This is a genomic window from Rhodopseudomonas boonkerdii, from assembly GCF_021184025.1.
Classification (GTDB): domain Bacteria; phylum Pseudomonadota; class Alphaproteobacteria; order Rhizobiales; family Xanthobacteraceae; genus Tardiphaga; species Tardiphaga boonkerdii.
In genome coordinates this window covers 239,020-261,562 of sequence record NZ_CP036537.1, presented here as the reverse complement: position 1 = coordinate 261,562, position 22,543 = coordinate 239,020, and the positions used below count along the sequence as shown (strand labels likewise).

General features: G+C 62.6%; 21 protein-coding genes and 1 tRNA gene. 8 read left to right on the top strand and 14 right to left on the bottom strand.

The window, feature by feature from the left end; all coding sequences use genetic code 11:
- Positions 1 to 169 precede the first annotated feature (169 nt).
- From E0H22_RS01190 to trxA, 3 genes are read right to left on the bottom strand one after another with little or no spacing between them, the layout of a single operon-like run.
- Positions 170 to 364, bottom strand: a complete 195-nt coding sequence (locus E0H22_RS01190; RefSeq protein ID WP_233023958.1) for a Trm112 family protein — start codon at positions 362 to 364, stop codon at positions 170 to 172.
- A 13-nt stretch (positions 365 to 377) separates the two neighbouring features.
- The gene (locus E0H22_RS01185; protein WP_233023957.1) at positions 378 to 1,052 is read right to left on the bottom strand and encodes an LON peptidase substrate-binding domain-containing protein; all 675 of its coding nucleotides are present in this window, start codon (positions 1,050 to 1,052) and stop codon (positions 378 to 380) included.
- A gap of 29 nt (positions 1,053 to 1,081) precedes the next feature.
- Entirely contained in the window at positions 1,082 to 2,020 is a 939-nt protein-coding gene (gene trxA / locus E0H22_RS01180) for a thioredoxin (protein WP_430715198.1), read from the bottom strand.
- A 295-nt stretch (positions 2,021 to 2,315) separates the two neighbouring features.
- On the opposite strand from trxA, the gene E0H22_RS01175 reads away from it, so the two are divergent.
- From E0H22_RS01175 to E0H22_RS01160, 4 genes are all read left to right on the top strand, one after another.
- Positions 2,316 to 2,390, top strand: a tRNA-Gly gene (locus E0H22_RS01175).
- A 144-nt stretch (positions 2,391 to 2,534) separates the two neighbouring features.
- On the top strand, positions 2,535 to 2,990 hold the full coding sequence (locus E0H22_RS01170; protein WP_233023956.1) for a hypothetical protein: 456 nt from the start codon (positions 2,535 to 2,537) through the stop codon (positions 2,988 to 2,990).
- Between the two features lie 351 nt (positions 2,991 to 3,341).
- The gene (locus tag E0H22_RS01165; RefSeq protein ID WP_233023955.1) at positions 3,342 to 4,613 is read left to right on the top strand and encodes a PQQ-dependent sugar dehydrogenase; all 1,272 of its coding nucleotides are present in this window, start codon (positions 3,342 to 3,344) and stop codon (positions 4,611 to 4,613) included.
- A gap of 181 nt (positions 4,614 to 4,794) precedes the next feature.
- Positions 4,795 to 5,376 carry a c-type cytochrome gene (locus E0H22_RS01160; protein ID WP_233023954.1) on the top strand — a complete coding sequence of 194 codons (582 nt, stop codon included), beginning with the start codon at positions 4,795 to 4,797 and terminating at the stop codon, positions 5,374 to 5,376.
- Positions 5,377 to 5,611: 235 nt separating this feature from the next.
- On the opposite strand, the gene panE is transcribed toward E0H22_RS01160, so the two are convergent.
- The 5 genes from panE to E0H22_RS01135 form a co-directional block, all read right to left on the bottom strand.
- Complete coding sequence (gene panE / locus E0H22_RS01155; protein ID WP_233023953.1) at positions 5,612 to 6,532, bottom strand: 2-dehydropantoate 2-reductase; 921 nt, start codon at positions 6,530 to 6,532, stop codon at positions 5,612 to 5,614.
- 130 nt (positions 6,533 to 6,662) lie between these two features.
- Positions 6,663 to 7,400 (bottom strand): SDR family oxidoreductase, encoded by a 738-nt coding sequence (locus tag E0H22_RS01150; RefSeq protein WP_233023952.1) that lies wholly within the window; start codon positions 7,398 to 7,400, stop codon positions 6,663 to 6,665.
- Positions 7,397 to 7,999, bottom strand: a complete 603-nt coding sequence (locus tag E0H22_RS01145) for a 2-hydroxychromene-2-carboxylate isomerase (RefSeq protein ID WP_233023951.1) — start codon at positions 7,997 to 7,999, stop codon at positions 7,397 to 7,399. Before E0H22_RS01145 ends, E0H22_RS01150 begins: the two co-directional genes overlap by 4 nt.
- Positions 8,000 to 8,119: 120 nt before the next feature.
- A complete protein-coding gene (locus E0H22_RS01140) occupies positions 8,120 to 9,469 on the bottom strand; it encodes an MATE family efflux transporter (protein ID WP_233023950.1) in 1,350 nt (449 codons plus the stop codon).
- Between the two features lie 59 nt (positions 9,470 to 9,528).
- On the bottom strand, positions 9,529 to 10,101 hold the full coding sequence (locus E0H22_RS01135; protein WP_233023949.1) for a DUF2239 family protein: 573 nt from the start codon (positions 10,099 to 10,101) through the stop codon (positions 9,529 to 9,531).
- 122 nt (positions 10,102 to 10,223) lie between these two features.
- Here E0H22_RS01135 and E0H22_RS01130 point away from each other — a divergent pair, with 122 nt between their 5' ends.
- Positions 10,224 to 10,889 carry a glutathione S-transferase family protein gene (locus E0H22_RS01130; protein WP_233023948.1) on the top strand — a complete coding sequence of 222 codons (666 nt, stop codon included), beginning with the start codon at positions 10,224 to 10,226 and terminating at the stop codon, positions 10,887 to 10,889.
- A gap of 151 nt (positions 10,890 to 11,040) precedes the next feature.
- On the opposite strand, the gene E0H22_RS01125 is transcribed toward E0H22_RS01130, so the two are convergent.
- Together E0H22_RS01125 and ggt are read right to left on the bottom strand one after the other, a co-directional pair.
- A complete protein-coding gene (locus tag E0H22_RS01125; RefSeq protein ID WP_233026591.1) occupies positions 11,041 to 12,201 on the bottom strand; it encodes an ABC transporter substrate-binding protein in 1,161 nt (386 codons plus the stop codon).
- Between the two features lie 203 nt (positions 12,202 to 12,404).
- The gene (ggt, locus tag E0H22_RS01120; RefSeq protein WP_233023947.1) at positions 12,405 to 14,150 is read right to left on the bottom strand and encodes a gamma-glutamyltransferase; all 1,746 of its coding nucleotides are present in this window, start codon (positions 14,148 to 14,150) and stop codon (positions 12,405 to 12,407) included.
- Between the two features lie 105 nt (positions 14,151 to 14,255).
- Between ggt and E0H22_RS01115 the strand changes: the two genes are divergently transcribed.
- A complete protein-coding gene (locus E0H22_RS01115) occupies positions 14,256 to 15,644 on the top strand; it encodes an MFS transporter (protein WP_233023946.1) in 1,389 nt (462 codons plus the stop codon).
- 125 nt (positions 15,645 to 15,769) lie between these two features.
- On the opposite strand, the gene purH is transcribed toward E0H22_RS01115, so the two are convergent.
- From purH to E0H22_RS01100, 3 genes are all read right to left on the bottom strand, one after another.
- The gene (gene purH / locus E0H22_RS01110; protein WP_233023945.1) at positions 15,770 to 17,362 is read right to left on the bottom strand and encodes a bifunctional phosphoribosylaminoimidazolecarboxamide formyltransferase/IMP cyclohydrolase; all 1,593 of its coding nucleotides are present in this window, start codon (positions 17,360 to 17,362) and stop codon (positions 15,770 to 15,772) included.
- Between the two features lie 232 nt (positions 17,363 to 17,594).
- Complete coding sequence (locus E0H22_RS01105) at positions 17,595 to 19,346, bottom strand: heparinase II/III family protein (protein ID WP_233023944.1); 1,752 nt, start codon at positions 19,344 to 19,346, stop codon at positions 17,595 to 17,597.
- Between the two features lie 143 nt (positions 19,347 to 19,489).
- Positions 19,490 to 20,830, bottom strand: a complete 1,341-nt coding sequence (locus tag E0H22_RS01100) for an RsmB/NOP family class I SAM-dependent RNA methyltransferase (protein ID WP_233023943.1) — start codon at positions 20,828 to 20,830, stop codon at positions 19,490 to 19,492.
- Between the two features lie 243 nt (positions 20,831 to 21,073).
- Between E0H22_RS01100 and E0H22_RS01095 the strand changes: the two genes are divergently transcribed.
- Both E0H22_RS01095 and E0H22_RS01090 read left to right on the top strand, forming a co-directional pair.
- On the top strand, positions 21,074 to 21,289 hold the full coding sequence (locus tag E0H22_RS01095) for a DUF1674 domain-containing protein (protein WP_233023942.1): 216 nt from the start codon (positions 21,074 to 21,076) through the stop codon (positions 21,287 to 21,289).
- Between the two features lie 84 nt (positions 21,290 to 21,373).
- Entirely contained in the window at positions 21,374 to 21,931 is a 558-nt protein-coding gene (locus tag E0H22_RS01090; RefSeq protein ID WP_233023941.1) for a thermonuclease family protein, read from the top strand.
- A 49-nt stretch (positions 21,932 to 21,980) separates the two neighbouring features.
- Here the strand turns inward: E0H22_RS01090 and E0H22_RS01085 are convergent, their stop codons facing one another.
- Positions 21,981 to 22,508, bottom strand: a complete 528-nt coding sequence (locus tag E0H22_RS01085; RefSeq protein ID WP_233023940.1) for a L,D-transpeptidase — start codon at positions 22,506 to 22,508, stop codon at positions 21,981 to 21,983.
- Between the last annotated feature and the right edge of the window lie 35 nt (positions 22,509 to 22,543).

Below are 22,543 nucleotides of genomic sequence, written 5' to 3'. Positions count from 1 at the left end.
GCTTTGTCCCGAGCAAAAGCAGTCGAAAAGCGCCCCAGACCGCTTTATGAGTCAGACTCTGAGGAGAATGCTGCAGGCATGCGTCTCGAAGGATGGCCCCGAACTCGAGGCAAGCCAACCCATGGTTCGAGACGGCGCTTCGCGCCTCCTCACCATGAGGGATGGAGTTTCAATCGATCTTCCGCGCCTCTTCCGGCAGCATGATCGGAATGCCGTCGCGGATCGGATAGGCCAGCTTGGCCTGGCGCGAAATCAGCTCCTGACGGTCAACGTCGAATTCGAGCTGTCCCTTGGTTACCGGGCACACCAGAATTTCCAGCAGTTTGGGGTCGGTACCGTCCTGGCGTTCAGTCGGGGCGTTCATCGGAAACTCCGGATCATTGCAGCGGCGGATCGCCGGTGGTGCGTTTCTTGGCGAGATCCATCTCGGTGATGGCGATCAGGATCTCGGCGCGGGTCTTCAGGTCCGGCGCTTCGAGCATCGCCTGTTTCTCCGGCGGGCCGTAAGGCGACATCATCGCCAGCGCATTCACCAGCGCCTCGTTCGGCGCCTTGTGGATGCCTTCCCAGTCGACCTTGAGATTGTTCACTTTCAGGAAATCGTTCAGCGTCGCCAGCAGCGTGTCGCGGTCGACATTTTCCTCGCCCTTGCGGGCCGTGAAATCGTCGACATAGGGGAAGTAGTCCACCTTGCACTGGCGATACGGTGTCAAGACTGACAATTCCTCGATCACTTCGAAGCGCGACACGCCGGTGAGTTCGAGGATATAGCGGCCGTCGCCGGATTCCGCGAGCTGGGTGATGCGGCCGACGCAGCCGACGCGGAACAGCGCGGGCTTGGCCTCTTCGGGCGGGTGGGCGGCAGCCGGCTGGATCATGCCGATCAGCCGGTGGCCGTCGCGGAAGGCGTCGTCCACCATGGCGAGATAGCGTTGCTCGAAAATATTGAGCGGCATCTGGCCGCGGGGCAGCAATAGCGCGCCGGGCAGCGGGAAGACCGGGATCACTTCCGGCAGTTCGGCCGGGCCGCGATAGTCGGCATTGATGGGCATGTCCGGCCTCGCTTCGCCGATAGAGGCGGTTACGCGAACAGGATAGTCGACAACCGCCGGCGGCCGTCAACCGTTGCCTCGTCCGTCGGGCCCCAGGCCTCGAAGAATTGCAGCAGCTGTTTGCGGGCGCCGTCGTCGTTCCACTTCCGGTCGCGCTTGACGATTTCGAGCAGATGACTGGTCGCCGGCTCGCGCTGGCCGGCGCCGTTCAGCGCCACTGCCAGATCGAAACGGGCCTGATGATCGAGCGGGTCGGCGGCAACCCTGGCTTCCAGCTCGGTGACCGGGCCGAGGGCGCTGGCCTGTTCAACCAAATCGATCTTGGCCTGCACGGCCTTCACCGCCGCATCTTCGCGCTTCGCAGCAGGAACCAGCTCCAATGTCTGCTTGGCCTGCTCGATGGCATCGGTGGCGACATAACAATCCGCCAGTCCGGCGATGGCGGCAATATTGCCGGCGTCGCCGGCGATGATTTCGCCATAGATCGTAGCCGCGGTGGCCGGATCGCCTTCGGCGAGCAGCCCGGCGGCCTCCTCCAGCAGTTCGGCGGTGGTCGGCTCGGCGCCGGGACGACCGGCGGTGAGTTTGTCGATGAAGGCGTTGACCTGGCTCTCGGGCACGGCGCCCATGAAGCCATCGGCCGGGCGGCCATCGACAAAGGCGATCACGGCCGGAATCGACTGGATACCCATCTGACCGGGGATCTCTGGATTCTCGTCGATATTCATCTTCACCAGTTTGACCCGCCCCTTGGCGGCGGTAACGGCCTTCTCGATGATCGGCGTCAGCTGCCGGCATGGGCCGCACCAGGGCGCCCAGAAGTCGATCAGTACCGGCTGACGCTTCGATTCCTCGATCACATCCTGCATGAAGGTGCGGGTGGTGGTGTCCTTGATGAGGGCGCCCCCCGCCTGCGGCGACGATTCTGCCTGCGGCGGCTTGGCGCCGCCCTGTTCCATGATGGTCACGTCAACCTCACCTGTGGCCGGGAATTTCTGCGCGCTTCTAGCACGCCCGAAGCGCATTAAATGGCGTCCGTGGCAGTAATTTGCAATCGGGCCGAAACGGCCGCATTGCCGCGGGACGCCGCGGTCGGTCGTTATCAGGCGATTCTTGCAGCGATTTGAAGGTTTGACGGGTCAAAACCGGCGGAAAAGTCCATTAACGGAACTTGGTGCAATCCTTCGTCTTTCTGTTGCAATCGCCGCCGGCTTTTGGCATATGTCCGCGCGTCGGCGGCGCACGCGCTGCCGCTTCTCGGATGCGGGTGTAGCTCAGTGGTAGAGCACGACCTTGCCAAGGTCGGGGTCGAGGGTTCGAGCCCCTTCGCCCGCTCCAGAATTTCCGCTCCGGAATCCTCTCGTTCGTCTTCTTTCTCTGAAAGATGCCGCCATGCGGCCGTATTGTCGCGCGTTGATCCATCTTGCTTGAATTCAGGCGAGGTTGCGCAGACAATCTGCCGTATACGGGTGTGAGACGAAAATGCCGTCGACTACGGATTCCAATCTGGAGATCGCCAGGCGTGCCAATGACGAGGCGCGGGCCGATTTTGCGACCTGGCTGATGATGTCGAAACTCAACAGCGTCGATGCCCTGCCCCAGGAAGCCCAGACCTTCTTCGCCGGCTATCTTGCGATGGCTGCCCGTGGCAGACAGTCCGAATCCGCAGCGGCAGAGGCGACCATCCAGACCGTCTATCGCCATTACTACGCCCGCATGGGCGGCACCGGCACCGCGCCGGTAATCGCGCCTTCTCCGAAATCGAAGCTCATGTCCGACAACAATCAGAACCATCGCGACAACGTTACGCCTTTCCGCCGCATCAAGCCCAACACGCCGCCGCCGCGTGAAAAGAAGAAGCTGCCGGTGGCGCTGATCTTCATCGGACTCGTGGTGCTGGCGATTGCATGGCGCTATTTGAGCAAGGGCAGCCTGTAGGGTCTCCTTTTCGACTCCGCCGTCATCCTGAGGAGCGCGCAAAGCGCGCGTCTCGGAGCATGGGTATGCACTCGGAGCCAAGCCATCTCATGGTTCGAGACGGCGCTGTCAGCGGCGCAATTGCGCCGCTAGGCCTCCTCACCATGAGGGCTCGTGCATCGCACCTCGCATTCGCATCGCAACTAACAAAACGCGCGCGCGTCAGACGCGTGTTGCTGCATAGTTGCACTTTCCACCTGCGACATTTGTGCTAGCATCCCCTCGTCTACTTCAATTAGCAGACCAATAAAGTTCGTCTCGAACGATCATAAAACATAGCAGCCTCAACTCGCTGCACAGGGAGTGAACGCGATGAAGTCGATACTGAATCGATCCGTTGTTGCACGATCCGTTCTTGCATGCGCTGTGATCCTCGCCACTGTTGGGATCGCCCAGGTCAGCGCGCAGCAGAAGCTCAAGAGCTACAAATCTGATACCAAGGATTTTTGGACCAATCCGCCCGATGACTGGTTCCTCGGCGACGAGACCGAGGCGCAGAAAGGCCTGGCGCCGCCGTCTGGCCCACCGACCGGTGCTTCGGACAAAGAACTCGCCGACATGATGACGAAGATCAAGTTGCCGGCGGGCTTCAAGATCGAGGTCTATGCCTCCGGCGTGCTGGCCGCGCGGCAGATGGCATGGGGCGATAACGGCACGCTGTTCGTGGGGTCGTTCGGCATCGGCAATGTCTACGCGATCACCGACAAGGGCGGGAAGAAAGAAGTCAAGACGGTCCTCAAGGGCATGAAGATGCCGACCGGCATCGCATTCCAGAACGGCGCGCTCTATGTGATCGATATCGACAAGCTGATCCGCTACGACAATGCGGAAGCCAATCTCGACAATCTCGGCAAGGGGACCGTCGTCTATGACGACATGCCCTCCTATGCCGCGCATGGCTGGAAATATCTCGCACCCGACAAGGACGGCTGGTTCTATGTGCCTTTCGGGCCGCCCTTCAATATCGGCATCCCGCCGACGTCGCTGTCGCAGATCCGCCGTGTCGATCCGAAGACCGGCAATGCCGAGATCGTGGCGCTCGGCGTGCGTAACAGTGTCGGAGGCGACGTCGATCCGCGCACCGGCAAATACTGGTTCACGGAGAATGCGCGCGACTGGATCAGCGACGACCTGCCGAGCGACAAGCTCAACATGATCACCAGGCTCGGCGAGCACTTCGGCTATCCGCATTGTCACCAGGGCGACATGCCGGATCCGAAATTCGCCATGGGACACCAGTGTTCGGAATTCACACCACCGGTGCTCAATCTCGGCGCTCACGTGGCGCCGCTCGGCATGAAGTTCTACACCGGCGACATGTTTCCCGCCGAGTACAAGAACAACATCTTCATCGCCGAGCACGGCTCCTGGAACCGGCACAAATATCAGGGTGCGCGGATCAAGCGTGTGATCGCTGACCCCGATGGCAAGAATGCCAAGCAGGAGATTTTTGCCTCCGGCTGGATCGAGGGCGATCAGGGTTATCTCGGCCGTCCCGCCGATGTGGTGTTGGCGAAGGATGGCTCGCTGCTGATCGCGGATGACTGGGCCGGTGCGGTTTACCGGATCTCTTACGCGAAGTGACGTAACACGAGTGGTGTGGCGAGAGACCGGGCACACCGGTCTCTCCACGTCATTGCGAGCCCTGACGAATTGCGCAGCAATTCGTTCGGACGAAGCAATCCAATCAAACAAGAACTGGATTGCTTCGTCGCTTCGCTCCTCGCGATGACGAGTGTAGACACGAGCAAACCGGAATGCGGAAATGCAATCCCGATCCATTCTCACTTCTCTTTGCCTGTTTGCCCTTGGTTCTCTTCAAGCCTCTGCCGCCGACATTGCGGCCGGCAAGGAGAAAGCCGAGCTCTGTACCGGCTGCCATGGCGAGAACGGCATATCGCAGATGGAGAACACGCCCTCCCTCGCCGCACAGCCGGACCAGTTCATCCAGTGGCAGCTTATCTTTTTCCGCGCCGGCACGCGCAAGAATGAGCAGATGCAGCCGATCGTCGAGCAACTCGACAACAATGACATCCGCAATCTCGGCGCTTACTACGCATCGCTGCAGCCACCGGAGAAAAAGGCCGATGACGATTCCGATCTGTCGGCGAAGGGCAAGCAAGCTGCGGCCGGTCGCCGCTGTGCATCATGTCATCTGGATAGTTATGCCGGCACCAAGGCGGTGTCGCGCATTGCCGGCCAGCGCGAGGACTATCTGTTGAAGGCGTTGCGCGATTATAAATCCGGCGCGCGAGCCGGCGGTGGCATGGCCGCGATGGCGGAGGTCGCCTATTCGCTTAGCGAGGAGGAGATCGAGGCGCTGGCGCATTATCTCGCGCATTTGTGAGGGACTTCATGTCGACGCGGTCCTCATCCTGAGAGCCTGACTCATAAAGCGGTCGAGGTGGTTTTCGAATGCTTTTGCTCGGAACAATGCCCGTTCAGCTCAGGATCTCGATTCTCCGTCCCTCATCCTGAGGAGCCGCGCAGCGGCGTCTCGAAGGATGGCCGAAAAGGCTCCGAGCCAGGCCATTCATGGTTCGAGACGGCGCTACGCGCCTCCTCACCATGAGGGGCGAAGTTTACACCCTCTGATTTTCATACGCCTTCAAATGCGTGTAGATCATCCGTAGCCGCGGCACGGCGACCTTGGCTGCGTCGGCGCGGGCCACCAGATCGCCGATGATCTGGTCGGCTTCGATTGCCGAACCTGCAAGGATGTCGCGATACATCGAGGCGGTCATTCGCGAAGCCTTGTCCGTGAGCATCACTTCGGTGCGCTCGATAAATGGTTTGCGCGGCGCGTAGCCATTGGCGGCTGCCACGGCGGAGGCTTCGTCGCGCACGCCAAGAACGAAATCGCGGCCGCCCGGCGCGGCTATGATGTAGCCAATGGCGCCGCGCATGGACGAGGTCGCGCCGGCAGCCGTCGCCAGGAATACCCACTTCTCCCACATGTCCTGCATGATGGTCTCGGAGGCGGCGCCGCCGAAATTGCCGGATTTCATGACCGCATCGATCTCGGCGGTGCGCTCCGAACTGCCGCCCTTTCGCTCACCGAAAGAGAGCACCTGCATCGGCGCCATCTGCACCACCTCGCGCTGGGCATTCAGCGTTGCAGCGATTTGGCATTGTCCGCCCATTACGGCGCCGGCGCCGAAAGTCTGCTCAAGCACGTCGAGATGCCTCATGCCGTTGAGCAGCGGAATGATTGCAGTTTTCGGACCAACGGCAGGCGCGAACGATTTGATGGCGTCGTCGAGATCGAAGGCCTTGCAGCTCAGCAGCACGACATCGAACGTGTCGTTCAGTTTGTCGGCCTGCACCGTCGGAGGATTCTTCAGTGTCACATCGCCATGCGGGCTCTTGATGACAAGGCCTGTGTTGGCAAGTTCGCTCGCGCGCTTGGGGCGAACCAGGAAAGTGATGTCGTTTCCGGCCTGCAACAGCCTGCCACCGAAGTACCCGCCGATGGCACCGGCACCGACGACGAGAATACGCATGGGATGAGTCCTTAATGTTCTTTGTTACGGCCCGGAGTGTCCCGGCCAGCCATCTCCGCCTGCATCATCAAAAGCTGGATGCCCGGGTCAAGCCCGGGCATGACGTTTGGAGAGACGGGCAGCTCTGCGTCTACCACTTTTCGCCGAACGGCCGGATTTCCATCTCGAATGTCCAGGCGCTGCGCGGCTGGCTGTAGAGCTGCCAGTAGGACTCCGCCACGGAGACCGGCGGCATCAGCAGATCGGGATTGTCCAGCGCATTCGGTCCCAGCGATTCGAGCCGGCGCTGGCGCACCCATTCGGTGTCGACGCCGCTGTCGATAATAAGATGCGCCACATGGATATTTCTTGGGCCGAGTTCGCGGGCCATGGCCTGGGCTACCGCACGCAAGCCGAACTTCGCCGAAGCGAAAGCGGCAAAGCCGGAGCCGCCACGGAGGCTGGCGGTAGCGCCGGTGAAAAAAATGTTGCCCTGCCCGCGCGGCAGCATCAGCCGTGCCGCTTCGCGGCCGGCCAGAAAGCCGGAATAGCAGGCCATCTCCCACACCTTGCGGAACACCCGTTCGGTGGTGTCGAGAATGGGGAAATTCACATTGGCGCCGACATTGAAAATGCAGACCTCGAGCGGCGCATGGGCATCGGCGTCGTTCAGGAAGGCGGTGATTTCCTCCTCCTTGCGCGCATCGAGCGAGCGCGCATGAATGCTGCCGCCTTTGGCCTCGATATCAGCCACCAGCGGCGCCAGTTTATCGCCATTGCGTCGGCCGGCGAATACGGTGAAGCCCTCGGCGGCAAATTTCTTTGCGATCTCGGCACCGATGAAATCGCCCGCGCCGATCACGGCGACGCTCGCGTTGCGTTTTGTCATGTGACGATCATCTCCTCGACTTCACGCAGCTGTTCCTTGCCGAAGAACATTTCCTTGCCGACGAAAAAAGTTGGCGAACCGAATGCGCCGCGTTCCACGGCGTCCTGCGTATTGGCGATCAATTTCGCTTTCACGTCCGCCTCCTGCCCGCGCGCCAGCAGTTTTGCGCCGTCGAGACCGGACGCATCGAGCGCCGCTGCGGCGATGTCGAGATCGTCCATCTTCTTCGGCTCCACCCACATGTGATGGAAAGCTGCCTCGACATATCGTTCGAACACGCCCTCGAGCTGTGCGGCGATCGCCGTGCGCATCAGGTTCAGCGTATTGACGGGGAAATGCGGATTCCACGCATAGGGCTGCACCTTGAAGCGCCTGACGAATCGTTCGGTCTCGAGCTGATGGAATTCGCGCTTGTTTTTTACGCCGGCATAGGTCTCGGCGGGAGAGCGATTATTGGTGGCCTTGAAGATACCGCCGAGCAGCACGGGCACATATTCGAATGTTGCACCGGTCCGGGCCTCGATGGCGGGAATCGCCTCGTGACTCAGGAATGCGTTGGGACTTCCGAAGTCGAACAGGAACTGAACTGTTTGCGCCAATTGGCCCTCCCGGATGTCATGATCTTTCCGATCATCGTTGCAAGCGAGTGTGACGCGGCACGGCGGGCGCGTCCACTCTTTTCATGATGGTCATCATATCGTGATATCAGGCAAGTGCAATCAGATCAGGCGGGTGATGGTTTTCTTGCGCCAGACGAAGCGGTAATAGCTGGCCTGCAGCAGGAGCATGGCGCAGAAGGTGATCGGCCACGCGTACCAGACACCGGTGACGCCGAAATGCCGGCTCAGCACGATGGCGCTCGGCACCTCGATCAGCGCAATCGCCAGCACCGACAGCAGCGTCGGCACGAAGACGGTGCCCGATGCGCGCATGGTGCCGGAGAAGATGCCGGCCATGCCGAACACGATGCTGCTCCACAGCACGATATGCAGGAGATGCTGCGACAGGTCGAGAACGGCAGTGTCGGTGATGAAGAATCCCATCACTGTGCGCGAGAACAGATAGATCAGCGCCACCAGCCCGCCGGTCAGCACGAAGTTCAGCAACAACGCGGTGCGCACGATGGCGCCGAGCCGCGCGACATCGCCGCGTCCGATCGCCTGCGCGCCGAATACCGAAGCCGATATCGCAATCGATATGGCCGGGAACTGGGCGTAGCCGATCACCTGGTTGACGGCGCCGTAAGCCGCGGTGGCGTCAGAGCCGAAGCCGTTGACGATGCCGAGCAACGCCAGTTCAGCCAGCGACATGGTGACGATCTGGATCGCGGTGGGAATGCCGAGCCGCAGGATGCGACCGAGCAGCGACAGATCCACGTGCAGGTGCCGCAGCATGGCGGCGTCCGGCGCCAGCGGATGGTTGCGGCGGATCAGGTGAATTACGAACCACGTCATGCCGACGGCGGTGGAGAGGGCCGAGGCGATCGCCGCGCTGACGACGCCCAGCGGCGGCAGCCCGGTCCAGCCAAGGATCAATGCCGGCGTGAGGATCAGGCCGAGCATGGTTGAGATGGCGAGGCCGAGCAGCGGCGTCACCGTATCGCCGACGCCGCGCAGCAGCGATGTCGAGAGTAGGAAAACGAAGGTCAGCGGCATGCTCAGCATCATGATGCGTGCATAGTCCGTGGCCTGGTCGAGAATGTTGGCCGGGGTGGCCAGCGCGATCATCAGCGGACGGGCAAACAGGCCGCCGAACACCGAGACGATGAGGCCGATCACCAGTGTCGCAAGCAACGCCGCGGCGGCGATCTCCTTCACCTTGTCACGCTGCCCCGCCCCCCAGGCTTGACCGATCAGGATGCCCGCGCCGGCGCCGAGACCGATCACGAAGGCGATGAAAAAGAACATCAGCGGGAATGCGGCCGATGCCGCGGCCAGCGCGTTCACGCCGATCAGCTGGCCAAGATAGATATTATTGATGGTGCCGAACAGCGATTGCAGGATGTTGCTCACCATCATCGGGCCGACGAAGATGAGAAAGGCCTGCCACAGAGGTTTTTCCGCGGGCATCGAAGAAGTCCTGAATGGGAGTATGCGGCGGCGCGCTTGTCGCGCGCCGCATTGAGACGCTAGGTGCGATCGGCGAAAGCGAGTCTGATCACATGATCGCGGATATCGGTGGGCCATCCGGCAATCAGTTCGCCGAACTTGCGGCGGTCTGCGGCGAACAGCGCGCGTGAAGCTTCCTCGAAATCCGGCAGATCGCCAGCCATGGTGGACATGAAGTAATAGGCCGCATCGCGGGCGGCGCGGGCACGTTCGCGGTCGCCATTGGCGCGGCGGGCATCTTCCACCAGTTTTCGCAGAGCCACCGAAGCGCCGCCGGGCTGGGCGGCGAGCCAGTCCCAGTGCCGTGGCAGCAGCGTCACCTCGCGGGCGACAACGCCGAGCTTCGGCCGGCCGCGGCCGCGGGGTTCTGCCGGCGAAGCCGGCTCCGCCGCGGCCGGCGGGGAAAGCCGGGCGACGATCTCGCGATGGCTGCCGCGCAGGTCGAGATCGATGGAGCGGCCGGTCGCATTATCGAAAATAATAATGGGACCGGTCATGACCCCGGTTGCGATCTTCACGGCGACCGCCACCTCGGTCAACGGTCCGGATGCCAGCAGTTTGGGGCCGGCAAAGGCGGTATAGGGTGCTACCATCGTTGTATCCGTCATGGGAATTCGTCCGTCTCGGTGTCCAAGTTGTGCGCTAATTATATCCGGGCAATATTCTTGTCAATATTACCCGGACGATAATTGCGCTGCTCGTCAGGAAGAACTGCATGCTCGTCGTCCATCACCTCAACAATTCCCGCTCGCAGCGCGTGCTCTGGCTGCTCGAGGAGCTGGGCGTGCCCTACGAGATCGTGCGTTATCAGCGGCAGCCGAACATGCTGGCGCCGAAAGAGCTGCGGGCCATCCATCCGCTCGGCAAGTCGCCCGTCATCACCGACGATGCCAATACGGTCGCCGAGTCCGGCGCCATCGTCGAATATATCGTGAAGACCTATGGCAACGGCCGGCTGATCCCGGAGGACAATACGCCCGAGAGATTGCGCTACACATACTGGCTGCATTACGCCGAGGGTTCGGCGATGACACCGTTGTTGCTCAAGCTGATCTTCGGCCTGCTGCCGAAGCGCGCCCCGTTCCTGGTCCGGCCGATCGTGAATGCGGTTTCGACGAAGGCGCTGGCGACGCTGGTGACACCGCAGCTTAGACAACACATGGCGTTCTGGGAAAGCGAACTCGGAAAGAGCGAATGGTTTGCGGGCAACGACTTTACCGCGGCCGATATTCAGATGAGTTTCGCACTGGAAGCCGCCGCAGCGCGCGGCGGCCTCGAAAACGGTCATCCGAAAGCGATGGCGTGGCTTGCGAAGATTCATGAAAGGCCCGCCTATCAGCGTGCGCTGGAAGCCGGCGGGCCATATGAGGTGGGGAAGTAACGCGACAACACGTGATGTCACCGCCCGCCTCGACCGGGCGATCCAGTCAACACTGTCGTCGACGGTTCATCGCGAAAGCTGGTATTTAATGGGCCACCCGCTTTCGCGGGTGGCGACAGATGGGAGAGCCACCTGCAATATGATGCAAAGACTAATGCGTCAGATAGGGACAGCCACCTTCTGCCATCGGGCGGAAGGCGTCATCGCCGGGAATCGTCGCCACCGTCTCATACAGATCCCACGGCTGCTTCGATTCCGTGGGCTTCTTGATGCGCATCAGATACATGTCGTGCACCATGCGGCCGTCATCGCGGACCCTGCCACCCTGCGCGAAGAAATCGTTGACGGGATTGGCGCGCATCCAGGCCATCACCGTCTCGGTGTCCGTGGACTTGGTCGCGGCCACAGCCTTGAAATAGTGGCGCAGCGATGAGTTCACGCCAGCCTGATAGGCGGTCGGCATCGCGCCATGGCGCTTGAAGAATTCCTGTGCGAAGGCGCGGGTCTCAGGCGTGCGATCCCAGTAGAACGAATCGGTGAACATCAGGTCATGGGCATTGGCGAGGCCCATGGCGTGCACGTCGGTGAGCGTCACTTGCAATGCGACGACCTGCATGCTGCTCTGGATGTTGAACTCGGCAGCCTGTGCAACGGCAGTGGAGAAGTCAGCACCCGCATTGGCGAGGCCAAGCACCTTCGCGCCGGACGATTGCGCCTGTAGCAGGAAGGACGAGAAGTCCGCCGTCGAGAACGGATGCCGGACCGAGCCGACGACTTTGCCGCCGCTGGCGGTGACGGCCTTCGATGCATCGCGCTCCAGTGCCTGTCCGAACGCATAGTCTGCCGTCAGGAAGAACCACGAATCGCCGCCGCGCTTGACGATCGCCTTGGCGGTGCCGTTCGACGCTGCATAGGTGTCGTAAGTCCACTGCACCGATGTCGGCGAGCACTGCTTGCCCGTAATGTCCGATGAGCCGGCGCCGGAGATCAGAAAGATCTTCTTACGCTCGCGGGTCAGGTTCTGCACCGCCAGCGCCACGGCGGAATTCACGCCTTCGGCCACCACATCGATATTCTTGTTGTCGATCCAGTCACGCACGATGGCAGTGGCGACATCCGGCTTGTTCTGGTGATCGCCCGAAACGATCTCGATCTTGCGGCCATTGACGCTGCCGCCGATCTCCTCGGCCGCCATCTGCGCCGCGATCACCGATCCCTTGCCGTTGCCGTCAGCATATTGCCCGCTCATGTCGGTGATGATGCCGACCCGCAGCGCGCTATCCTCGGCGCGCACCGCGGCGGTCGAACACATCAGCAGCAGACTTGCTGCAACGGCTTTCGCGAAATTCGAAGTCACGGAATCCTCCCTGTCACGCCCCTTTTGCGGGGCCGCTGGCGGCGCGGTCCGGCGCCGTCCGATGCCCGGCAAGTTGCCGGGGGTGCGACATTTTGGCAATGCGCGGAGCTACCTATGTTCGCCCGTCTGCCATGCGGCCGCGAGCGCTGTATCGCCCTTTAGTTGCCGACGGCTGCGGCGCCACGCGTGCGTGGGTCCGGCGCGCCAAGCAATCCGTCAGGGCCGACCGCAATGGAGTTCGCGGATGTCTGGCCCATCGGCTTCACGATGCGGTGATCCATCGCGCGCAACGCGTCGAGCACCGGCTCCGCAAAACCGTTTTCGATACGCACTTCGTCCGGCAGCCATTGGTGGTGCAGCCGCGGCGCAGCTACCGCGGACATGACGTCCATCTTGTAGTCGATCACGTTCACGATGACCTGCAGGGTCGTCGAGATGATACGGCTGCCGCCGGGCGATCCGGTCACCAACACCGGCTTGCCGTCCTTCAGTACAATGGTTGGTGTCATCGAGGACAACGGGCGCTTGCCGGGCCCTGGCAGATTGGCTTCATAGCCGACGAGGCCATAGGCATTGGACGCACCCGGCGAAGCCGTGAAGTCATCGAGTTCGTTGTTGAGCAGCACGCCGGTGCCCTCGGGGACGAGGCCTAAGCCGTAACTGAAGTTGAGTGTGGTGGTGTTGCTCACGGCATTACCGGCGCTATCGACCACGGAATAATGAGTCGTGTTCTGGCCTTCGCGCGGTGGCTTCGGTGTCAGCGCATCGCTCCATGAGGTTGCGCGCATGGGATCGATGGTGCTGCGCTGTTTGGCTGCGTAGTCCTTCGAAGTCAGCGTCGTGATCGGCGCATTCACAAAAGCGGGGTCGCCGAGATATCGCGCACGGTCGGCATAGGCGCGCTTCATCGCTTCGATCAGCAGATGCAGCGACGGCGCTGTGCCCTGCTGCATTTCGTTCATCGGAAAACCTTCGAGAATATTCAACGTTTCCAGCAGCACCGTGCCGCCGGATGATGGCAGCGGCATCGAGACGATGTCGTAGCCGCGATAGCTGCCGCGCACGGGCTCACGGAGCAGCGGTTGATAGGTCTTGAGATCGTCGAGCGTGAAGATGCCGCCAGCCTTGTTGATGCCATCGACCAACTTTTCGGCAATAGGCCCCTCATAAAAACCACGCGGCCCCTGCTGCGCGATGACCGTCAGCGTATCGGCGAGATCGGTTTGGATGAGTTTGTCGCCGTCGCGCAACGAAGTGCCATCGGCGCGAGAAAAGATCGGTTTGCTCGACGGCCAGCGTGCGAGGCGACGATGCCAGTCGGGCAGCGTGTCGGCACCGTCATCCGTCAATATGAAGCCGTCACGCGCCAGCGCGATGGCCGGCTGCAACAGATTGGCCAGCGTGAATCGCCCTGAGCCGTACTTTTCCAGTGCCAGTGCGAGTCCGGCTACCGTGCCGGGCACGCCGATGCCGAGTGCGCTGTCGCGCGATTTCGCGATGTCAGGTTTGCCATCGTTACCGAGAAACATGTCCCGTGTGGCCCTGCCCGGCGCCGTTTCGCGATAGTCGATAGCGATACTCTGTCCCTGGGCAGTGTGAATCACCATGAACCCGCCGCCCCCGATATTGCCGGCGCGGGGATAGGTCACGGCCATGGCGAAGCCGGTGGCCACAGCCGCATCCACGGCATTGCCGCCACGGGCCAGCACATCGGCGCCGACCTGTGCGGACAGCCGCTCTTGCGCGACCACCATGCCGTGCTTCGCGGCAACCGGTCTGAGTGTATCTGACGGTGCGGGAGTATAGTTGTCGCGCGATTGCTGCGCGTTTGTCGGCTCGGCCGAGATCAATATTACTGCGAGTGCTGCGACGCATGCACAACGCAGGAAAGTAAAACGACTCATCGATTGCTCCGGCTGAGCGGCGGACACGATCGTTTAACCGCCACGCATGCTATATGGATTGAGAATCGCCATCCACAACACGCGGTTCGTCGAGGAGAAACGTCCATGGCGGTGGCCGCCGCACCCTCTCACGTCGCGGCAATTCCGACGACCTATCCGCCACGCCGTGCCGTGGTCAGCTGGATGTTCTTCGATTGGGCGGCACAGCCCTATTTCAGCCTGATCACCACGTTCGTGTTCGCGCCTTATTTCGCGACGCGGGTTGCGACCGATCCCGCGACGGGACAATCGCTGTGGGGCTTTGCCACCGCATGCGCCGGCCTGATCATTGCGCTGATGTCTCCGGTGCTCGGCGCCATCGCCGATGCGAGCGGGCGCCGCAAGCCATGGATCGCGGGCTTCGGCGCCATCTTCGTGATCGGCGCCTGCCTGATGTGGATCGGGAAACCCGGCGATCCCCGGCTAATTCTGCCGCTATTGATTGCCTATGGCTTCGCGACCATCGGCGTCGAGTTTGCTACCGTCTTCAACAATGCGATGATGCCGACCCTGGTGCCGCCGGACAAGATCGGGCGGCTCTCGGGCTCCGGCTGGGCGCTTGGCTATGTCGGCGGTATTCTCAGCCTGATCGTCGTGCTCGGTTTCATGGCGGCAGATCCATCGAGCGGCAAGACGCTGTTCGGGCTGACGCCGATCCTCGGTCTCGATCCCGCGACTTTCGAAGGTGATCGGATTTCGGGCCCGTTATCTGGCATCTGGTTCGTCGCATTCGTGCTGCCGATGTTTTTATTCACGCCGGATTTTCCTGCCAAGGTCTCGGCAGGCAATGCCGTGCGCGCGGGACTGACCGACCTTGGTCACACGTTGCGCGAATTGCCGAAGCACAAATCCATGATGGCGTTCCTTCTCGCCAACATGATCTATACCGACGGCCTCGTCTCGCTGTTTGCCTTTGGCGGCATCTATGCGGCCGGCACCTTCGGCTGGAATACGATTCAGATCGGCACCTTCGGAATCATCCTCGCCGTTGCCGGCACCTTCGGCGCGTTCATCGGCGGCAAGCTCGACGATGCGCTGGGGCCAAAGCGGGTGATCGCTGGCAGCATGTTGCTGCTGTTGCTGTCGATCATCTCGATCCTGCTGATCGATCGCGAAACGATCCTGTTCATGAAAGTCACGCCGCCCACGCCGGGCGGCGGGCTGTTCGCAGCGCCTGCGGAGAAGGCTTATCTCGCGCTCGGCTGTCTGATCGGTATCGCCGGCGGCCCGCTGCAGGCGGCCTCGCGCACGCTGCTGATCCGCCTTGCACCGCAAGAACGCATCGCGCAGTTCTTCGGGCTGTTTGCGCTGACCGGGAAAGTGACATCCTTCATCGGCCCGCTGCTGATCGGCGTCGTCACGGCGGTGACGGCGAGCCAGAAGGCGGGGATGGCGGTGCTGGTGGGATTTTTCGTGGTCGGATTGGCACTGCTCGCACGGGTGCGACAGGAGTAACTCCACTGTCGCCACCCGGTTTGACCGGGTGACCCAGTAAACGCAGGCGCCTGCGTTTGATCATTGATGGGAGTGTCTACTGGATCGCCCGGTCGAGCCGGGCGATGACAGTATGAGTGCCATGCTTAGTGCTTGAAGTGCCTGACGCCAGTGAACACCATGGCGATGCCGGCATCGTCCGCAGCCTTGATCACCTCATCGTCGCGCACCGAACCGCCCGGCTGGATCACCGCCGTGGCGCCGGCTTCGATCGCCACCAACAGGCCATCCGCGAACGGGAAGAACGCGTCGGAGGCGACCACCGAACCCTTGGTCATCGGTTCGGCGAGCTTCATTTCCGCCGCGGCATCCTGAGCCTTGCGGGCCGCGATGCGGGCACTGTCGATGCGGCTCATCTGGCCGGCGCCGACGCCGACGGTGGCGAGGTCCTTCGCATAGACGATGGTGTTCGACTTGATGTGCTTGGCGACGCGGAAAGCAAACTTTAGATCGCGCAATTCGGCCTCGGTCGGCTGACGCTTGGTCACGACCTTCAGGGTCATGTCGTCGACAACCGCATTGTCACGGCTCTGCACCAGCAGGCCACCAGCCACCGTCTTCGCAGTAAAGCCGGCCGCGCGGGGATCGGGCAGGCTGCCCGCCAGCAGCAGGCGGAGGTTCTTCTTCGCCGCGACGATGGCGATGGCTTCATCGGTCGCATCCGGCGCCACGATCACTTCGGTGAAGATTTCGGTGATCACCTTTGCCGTCTCGGCGTCCAGTGTGCGGTTCAGCGCCACGATGCCGCCGAAGGCCGAGGTGGAGTCGCAGGCCAGCGCCTTGCGATAGGCTTCGACAAGATTGCTGCCTTCGGCCACGCCGCAGGGATTGGCGTGCTTGACGATGACACAGGCCGCGGTGCGCTTGGGATCGAACTCGGCGATGGCTTCATAGGCGGCATCAGTGTCGTTGATATTGTTGTAGGAGAGCTGCTTGCCCTGCACCTGCCGCGCTGAGGCGACGCCGGGGCGCAGTTCGGGCGTGCGATAGAACGCTGCGGTCTGATGCGGATTCTCGCCATAACGCAGCGCTTCGACCAGCTTGCCGCCGACGGCACGGAAGTCCGGCGCGGGGGTCTTGAGCTGCTCGGCGAACCAGTTGGAGATCGCGGCGTCGTAGGCAGCGGTGCGCGCATAGGCCTTGGCCGCGAGGCGGCGGCGCAACGTCAGCGAGGTCGCGCCCTTGTTCGTCGCAAGCTCGTCGAGCACCGATTGATAGTCGGAGGGTTCGACCACGACGGTGACGTCGTCATGGTTCTTCGAGGCCGCGCGGATCATCGCCGGACCGCCGATATCGATATTCTCGATGCAGTCTTCCCACGATGCGTTCTTCGCGACGGTTTCCTCGAACGGATAGAGGTTCACCACCAGCAGATCGATCTGCGCGATGCCGTGATCGGCCATCGCTTTCTTGTGCTCGGCATTGTCGCGGATCGCCAGCAGGCCGCCGTGCACCTTCGGATGCAGCGTCTTGACGCGGCCATCCATCATTTCCGGAAAGCCGGTGAGATCGGAGACGTCCGATACCTTGAGGCCCGCCGCAGCGATCGCCTTGGCAGTGCCGCCGGTGGAGACCAGATCGACGCCATGCGCGGACAGCGCGCGGGCGAATTCGATCAGTCCGGACTTATCGGAAACGGACAAGAGAGCGCGAGTGACCTTGCGCGGGTGGTCGGTCATGATGGTGTATCCCGTGGGAGAAGGCAGCCGCGTAGCACGGTTTGGCGGGGCACGAAACCGGGCTGGGTGGCATGCCAGAAATTTGGCGGGAGCTACTAACTCCGCCCCTCATCCTGAGGAGCCGCGCAGCGGCGTCTCGAAGGATGGTGGTAAAACTCATGCGCCAAGCCAGCTCATGGTTCGAGACGGCGCTTTCGCGCCTCCTCACCATGAGGGGCGGGAGTATGTTGAATTACAACGGTAATTCCGGCTCGCGGCGGGCGTTCCGCCGTGCGCTTGTCTGCGACGGCGACGAGTTCGACCGGGCAAAACTCCAGCGCACGCTGCCGGTCTGGCGGGCGTCCTGGTGGATCACGATCTGGGCGGTCCGGCGTGGGCCGTCATTGCCGGCCAGGAACACGCTGTCCTCGAGATCGACCTTGTCGTCCAGCGCCTCGAACGTCCAGACGTCACGGTTCGGCAGCACCAGCATGACGCCGCGAGCGTCGCTCAGCCGGCTCGCCTTGACCGATGGATGCAGATGGAAACGGATGGCGTAATCGGTGCTATTGCCCTTCAGCCGCGCGCCCGGCGCGGGGGCGACGATGTCCTCGCCATCCAGCCGGTTCCCATCGGCGGCGATGGTCAGGATGCGGCGATGCTCGATACCGAAACGGGACTTGTAGCCGTCATGGGCGGTCGTCAGCATGGTGCCGTCCGACGTCACTTCGCGATAATTCTCGACATTGTGCGGGCCGCTGGTGATTGGCGAGCCCCGCAAGAACTTCTTCATCGCGCCGGCCTCGACGAACTGGCTCGATGACGTGTTGTGATAGCTCACCGTCGAATGGGCTGCCGTCGAGCGCGCGAAGACACGCCAGTTCTCGCGCGCCGTTGAAGGCATGCCGCAATTGACGACGATGCGGTTGGCGCCAGAGGAGAGCTCGAACGCCAGCGTGCCGGCATGCGCCTCGTGGCTGACATCAGGCGGCGGAGGCGGCCCCGTATCGATGACCACGGTCATGGTGCCGGCTTCTAGACGCTGGAATCCGGTATGCGGCATATGCGCCATCGGCACGCCATGGGTGTCGTCATAGGCCAGCAGCGTGGCGACCAGATGCGATGGCGTCGAACTCATGCCGTTGAACAACGCAAAACTGCCGTCGCCATGGCGGAAGAAACGCAGCATCGGCATCATGCGATCGATGGCGTTCAGCAAAGCCGGTGGCGGCGCGATGTTGCGCGCGGCAAAGGTCTGTCGCAGCGGCAACAGATCGATCAGCAGCTCGATCAGTGCGCTCGGATTGCGCGAGACGTGGCCGCCATCGGGCAGGATCTGCTTCTGCAATTCATCCGACAGCCGTTTGGCAACACCGCGAATATTGTTGGCCTGATTGGCAAGACAGAGCGAGGCGTAGCAGAGCGCAATCAGCACCTGCATTCTCGGCAGGCCGCCGGCGGTGCCCGGCAGCGCATAGCGCAGCGCGCGGATTTCGCGCGCCAGCGTGCGCAGATAGCGGCGATAGAATCTACCGTCGGTGTCGCCGAGAACCAGTGGCGCCTGTGACAGCAGCGAAATTACGCGGCGCGCGACCACCTCCGGCCGGCGTCCCACCGGGCGCTTGCGCGAGGTGTTCGACATCCAGTCGTCGATCAGCGAGCGTGCATTGGCGCGGGTGATGGCGGTGTCGGCCGCGCGCAGATGGCGTAGCCACCCGAAGCCAAGAAGGGAGATTTCCCAGTCTTCCGACGGCGGCTCGAGATCGAAGATCGAGCGGCCGTGGCAGGTGACGATCTTGCCGGCGAAGACGAAGCGGCCGGCATAGATTTCCGCCGCGCGTGTCGCGTCGGTCGTGCGCAGGTCGTGCGGTGCAATCAGCAGGCGATCCGTGCGCCCCGGCCACAGCCGCGAGATCGCCGCCGAGCTTCCCGACGCACGCGCCAGCGCACTCCGCGCGAAGCGGCCGAGGATCAGCCTCGAAATACGTCTGCGATGAGCGACCACGTGCGCCTTGGTCCTGAAGCAAGATCGGGATGGGTGAGAGAATGACCGATGCGAATCCTTCTTAACCGGAAACGCCCGCCGCACACAGCACCAGGAGGCGCCCTGTGGACGCCTCGCGAATCAAAGGAATAACCCAGTGAATATCAGGATTTAACGAGACGCGCTGCATAGAAGCCGTCGAGCCCGCCAAGTCGCGGATCCGCATGCGGCAAATGACTCGGCAGCGTACGCAAATCGCCATCGGGGGTAACGATTTCGGCGAGGCCGGAGACCTCGCCCGCGGTGGCCGGCATGCGGCGCATGCTGCCGTCACGGGCCAGGAGATCGGCGATCGCATGCTCGCCTTCGTCGGGTTCCATCGAACAGGTGCAGTAGACCAGCACCCCGCCGGGCTTCAGCATGGTCACCGCCTTGGCCAGCAGACGGCGCTGCAGGGCCGTCAGCATGGCGATATCGGCTTCCTGTTTCAGCCAGGCGACATCGGGGTGACGGCGGATGGTGCCGGTGGAGGAGCACGGGGCGTCCAGCAGAACGCCGTCAAAACCTTCGCCGGGATATTCGGTGCCGTCGGAGACGATCGTCTCCGCCCGCAGCGACAATCGCCCGAGATTCTCCCGCAAGCGCGCAACGCGATTGGGCGAGCGATCCACCGCCACCACCTCGGCGCCGCCATGGGCGAGCTGCGCGGTCTTGCCGCCCGGTGCGGCGCAGAGATCGACGATGCGCTTGCCCTTGAGATCGCCAAACAGCCTTGCCGGCAGGGCCGCAGCGGCGTCCTGTACCCACCACTGGCCATCATTGAAGCCGGGCAACATGGTCACCGAGCCCTGCAACAGCGTGCGCACGGTGCCGGTGGGCAGGACTTCGCCATGCAGGCGCGTCGCCCAGGCCTCGGCGTCGGATTTCACGGTGAGATCGAGCGATGGTTCGTGGCTCAGCGCGGTGGCGATGTCGCGTGCGGTGGCCTCGCCATAATGCGCGGACCAGCGTGCCAGCAGCCACGGTGGAATGTCGAGGCTCTGGCCGGCGGTTTCCTCCACCAGCTCCTTGCCCTCACGGGCGCAGCGGCGCAGCACGGCATTGACGAGCCCGGCATATTTCGCGGCGCGACGGTCGGATTGCACCATGCGCACGGATAGATCGACGGCGGCATGATCAGGCACGTCCATCCAGAGAATCTGTGCGGCGCCGATCAGCAGCGCGCTTTGCGCGCGCGGCGCGTCGGTAGGAATGCCCCGATCGAGCAGGCGTGACAGAATTTGCCCGAGCGTGCCGAGGCGGCGCAAAATCGTCGCGACAAGGCGGCGCATCAGCGCGCGGTCGCGGTCCGACAGTGTCTTCAGGCCGGGATGCGCGGCAGCGCCTTCGAGCTGGTCATCCAGAGTGCGGTGCTTTTGCAGCACGCCGTCGAGAATGTCGGCTGCGATGCGTCGCGCAGCGAGGCCGGGGACCTCGGGAGGCGGAGCGTATTTCACTTGCGGCATGCAGCAACATCACGGTGAAGGAGGGGGGAATGGCGAGAATTTCGGTCGGCGCCATCGGGCGGGTCCGATTCTGTCGCACGCGAATATGCCAAATGTAAGAATCGCCCTTATATGCGCATAGTCGCACACAAGGCATGATATCGAAAAGCGGTCGCCGGTTTTCGGTCAGGATCATGTCCGATAGTATGCGATTTGAAATTGGTAATGCGTGCGGGCCCTTGCCGGTTCACAAGGATCATCGAGATGAACGACAAAGCAGCAGATCACTCCATCGTGCCTGAGCAGGCGCCGAAGAAGGTGCTTTCGCCTGCTGCGCAGCGGGCGCTGGCCGAGGCTGAAGAGCGCCGCGCCGCAGCGGCTGCGCCAACGCCGCATGCCAGGGAACTACAGGGGCCTGAAGGTCCGGAGCCGACCCGCTTCGGCGACTGGGAACGCAAAGGCATCGCGTCGGATTTTTGAGACGGCACATCTTGCTTTACCTTTCCCGACCGGGGCGAGGTGATTCAGCGTCATTGCTATTTTCCGCCTCGTCATAGATCAGCCATGCCGCCACGCCCGCGCATCCATCACGCGTCGCCATGGCGGGCGCGACTGTCGCGCCTGTGGCCGTGGATTTTCGTGCTTGGCATGGCGGTGGGCTCGGCATTGCCGTTGCAGCGCTGGTTGCCCACGGTCTTTCACGGGGAGACCCAGGCCGAGCGCGATGCGAACGCGATCGTGCAGCGAAGCGACAGCCACAATGATCGCCACGCGGTCGATGTGCTTTACACCATCGACGGCGACACGTTCGGCGCACGCGTGCATCTCGCGCCCGGTGAGGATCTTACCGCGCATATCCGTCTGCGCGGCATCGATGCGCCTGAATTGAAAGGCCGGTGCACCACGGAGATACGGCTCGCTGAAGACGCCACGGCGGCGCTGAAGCGGCTGCTCAAGGAAGGTGGTGTCACCATCTACAATATCGGTTCCGATAAATATCCCGGCCGCGTGGTCGCAGATGTCGCCACCCGGCGCACGCCGAATGTCTCTGCCGCATTGCTCAGCGGCGGCTTCGCGCGCCGTTACGATGGCGGCCATCGTGATGGCTGGTGCGACAAATGACAAAGCCGCGCTGCTGGCGCGGCCTGGTCTAGCTGCTAGCTGAATGCGATCAGCGCTGGGTCACGACAACCGGCGTGCCCACCGATACGCGCGAAAACAGGTCGGTGATGTCCTCGTTATACATCCGCACGCAGCCGTAGGAAACGTAGCCCCCGATCGACCGCGGCACATTGGTGCCGTGAATGGCGTATTCGCCGCCGGCGAGCGTCATGGCCGCGACGCCCATTGGATTGGCGGGCGAGCCGCCGGGGATCACGTCCGGGATACGCGGATTGTCGCGCTTCACATCGGCCGGGGGCGACCAGGCGGGCTGGCGGTATTTGCCGTCGATCTTGGTGACGCCGGCCCACTGCTTGCCGGGTTTGCCCACGCCGACCGGATAGCGCACGGCGACGCCGGGTTCGACCACCAGATAGAGTTTGCGCTCGCCGGTCTTCACCACGATGGTGCCGGGGGCATACTCACCGTGGAAATTGACGACGCTGGGGGCGGCCTGGGCGGAGGTGGCGGCCAAGGTGCCGGCGACAAGGGTTACGGCAAGAAAACCTGCAGCGGCGCCTGCAATCTTCGAAGACATCGGTCTCTCCAAATTCCACTCGCCGGTGTCGGCCG

Excerpts from the sequence above, each read along its gene's own strand:
- E0H22_RS01190 (WP_233023958.1), bottom strand. The coding sequence starts at position 364 with ATGAACGCCCCGACTGAACGCCAGGACGGTACCGACCCCAAACTGCTG.
- E0H22_RS01185 (WP_233023957.1), bottom strand. The coding sequence starts at position 1,052 with ATGCCCATCAATGCCGACTATCGCGGCCCGGCCGAACTGCCGGAAGTG.
- E0H22_RS01170 (WP_233023956.1), top strand. The coding sequence starts at position 2,535 with ATGCCGTCGACTACGGATTCCAATCTGGAGATCGCCAGGCGTGCCAAT.
- E0H22_RS01165 (WP_233023955.1), top strand. The coding sequence starts at position 3,342 with ATGAAGTCGATACTGAATCGATCCGTTGTTGCACGATCCGTTCTTGCA.
- E0H22_RS01160 (WP_233023954.1), top strand. The coding sequence starts at position 4,795 with ATGCAATCCCGATCCATTCTCACTTCTCTTTGCCTGTTTGCCCTTGGT.
- panE (WP_233023953.1), bottom strand. The coding sequence starts at position 6,532 with ATGCGTATTCTCGTCGTCGGTGCCGGTGCCATCGGCGGGTACTTCGGT.
- E0H22_RS01150 (WP_233023952.1), bottom strand. The coding sequence starts at position 7,400 with ATGACAAAACGCAACGCGAGCGTCGCCGTGATCGGCGCGGGCGATTTC.
- E0H22_RS01140 (WP_233023950.1), bottom strand. The coding sequence starts at position 9,469 with ATGCCCGCGGAAAAACCTCTGTGGCAGGCCTTTCTCATCTTCGTCGGC.
- E0H22_RS01135 (WP_233023949.1), bottom strand. The coding sequence starts at position 10,101 with ATGGTAGCACCCTATACCGCCTTTGCCGGCCCCAAACTGCTGGCATCC.
- E0H22_RS01130 (WP_233023948.1), top strand. The coding sequence starts at position 10,224 with ATGCTCGTCGTCCATCACCTCAACAATTCCCGCTCGCAGCGCGTGCTC.
- E0H22_RS01125 (WP_233026591.1), bottom strand. The coding sequence starts at position 12,201 with ATGTGTTCGACCGCCGCGGTGCGCGCCGAGGATAGCGCGCTGCGGGTC.
- ggt (WP_233023947.1), bottom strand. The coding sequence starts at position 14,150 with ATGAGTCGTTTTACTTTCCTGCGTTGTGCATGCGTCGCAGCACTCGCA.
- E0H22_RS01115 (WP_233023946.1), top strand. The coding sequence starts at position 14,256 with ATGGCGGTGGCCGCCGCACCCTCTCACGTCGCGGCAATTCCGACGACC.
- purH (WP_233023945.1), bottom strand. The coding sequence starts at position 17,362 with ATGACCGACCACCCGCGCAAGGTCACTCGCGCTCTCTTGTCCGTTTCC.
- E0H22_RS01100 (WP_233023943.1), bottom strand. The coding sequence starts at position 20,830 with ATGCCGCAAGTGAAATACGCTCCGCCTCCCGAGGTCCCCGGCCTCGCT.
- E0H22_RS01095 (WP_233023942.1), top strand. The coding sequence starts at position 21,074 with ATGAACGACAAAGCAGCAGATCACTCCATCGTGCCTGAGCAGGCGCCG.
- E0H22_RS01090 (WP_233023941.1), top strand. The coding sequence starts at position 21,374 with ATGCCGCCACGCCCGCGCATCCATCACGCGTCGCCATGGCGGGCGCGA.
- E0H22_RS01085 (WP_233023940.1), bottom strand. The coding sequence starts at position 22,508 with ATGTCTTCGAAGATTGCAGGCGCCGCTGCAGGTTTTCTTGCCGTAACC.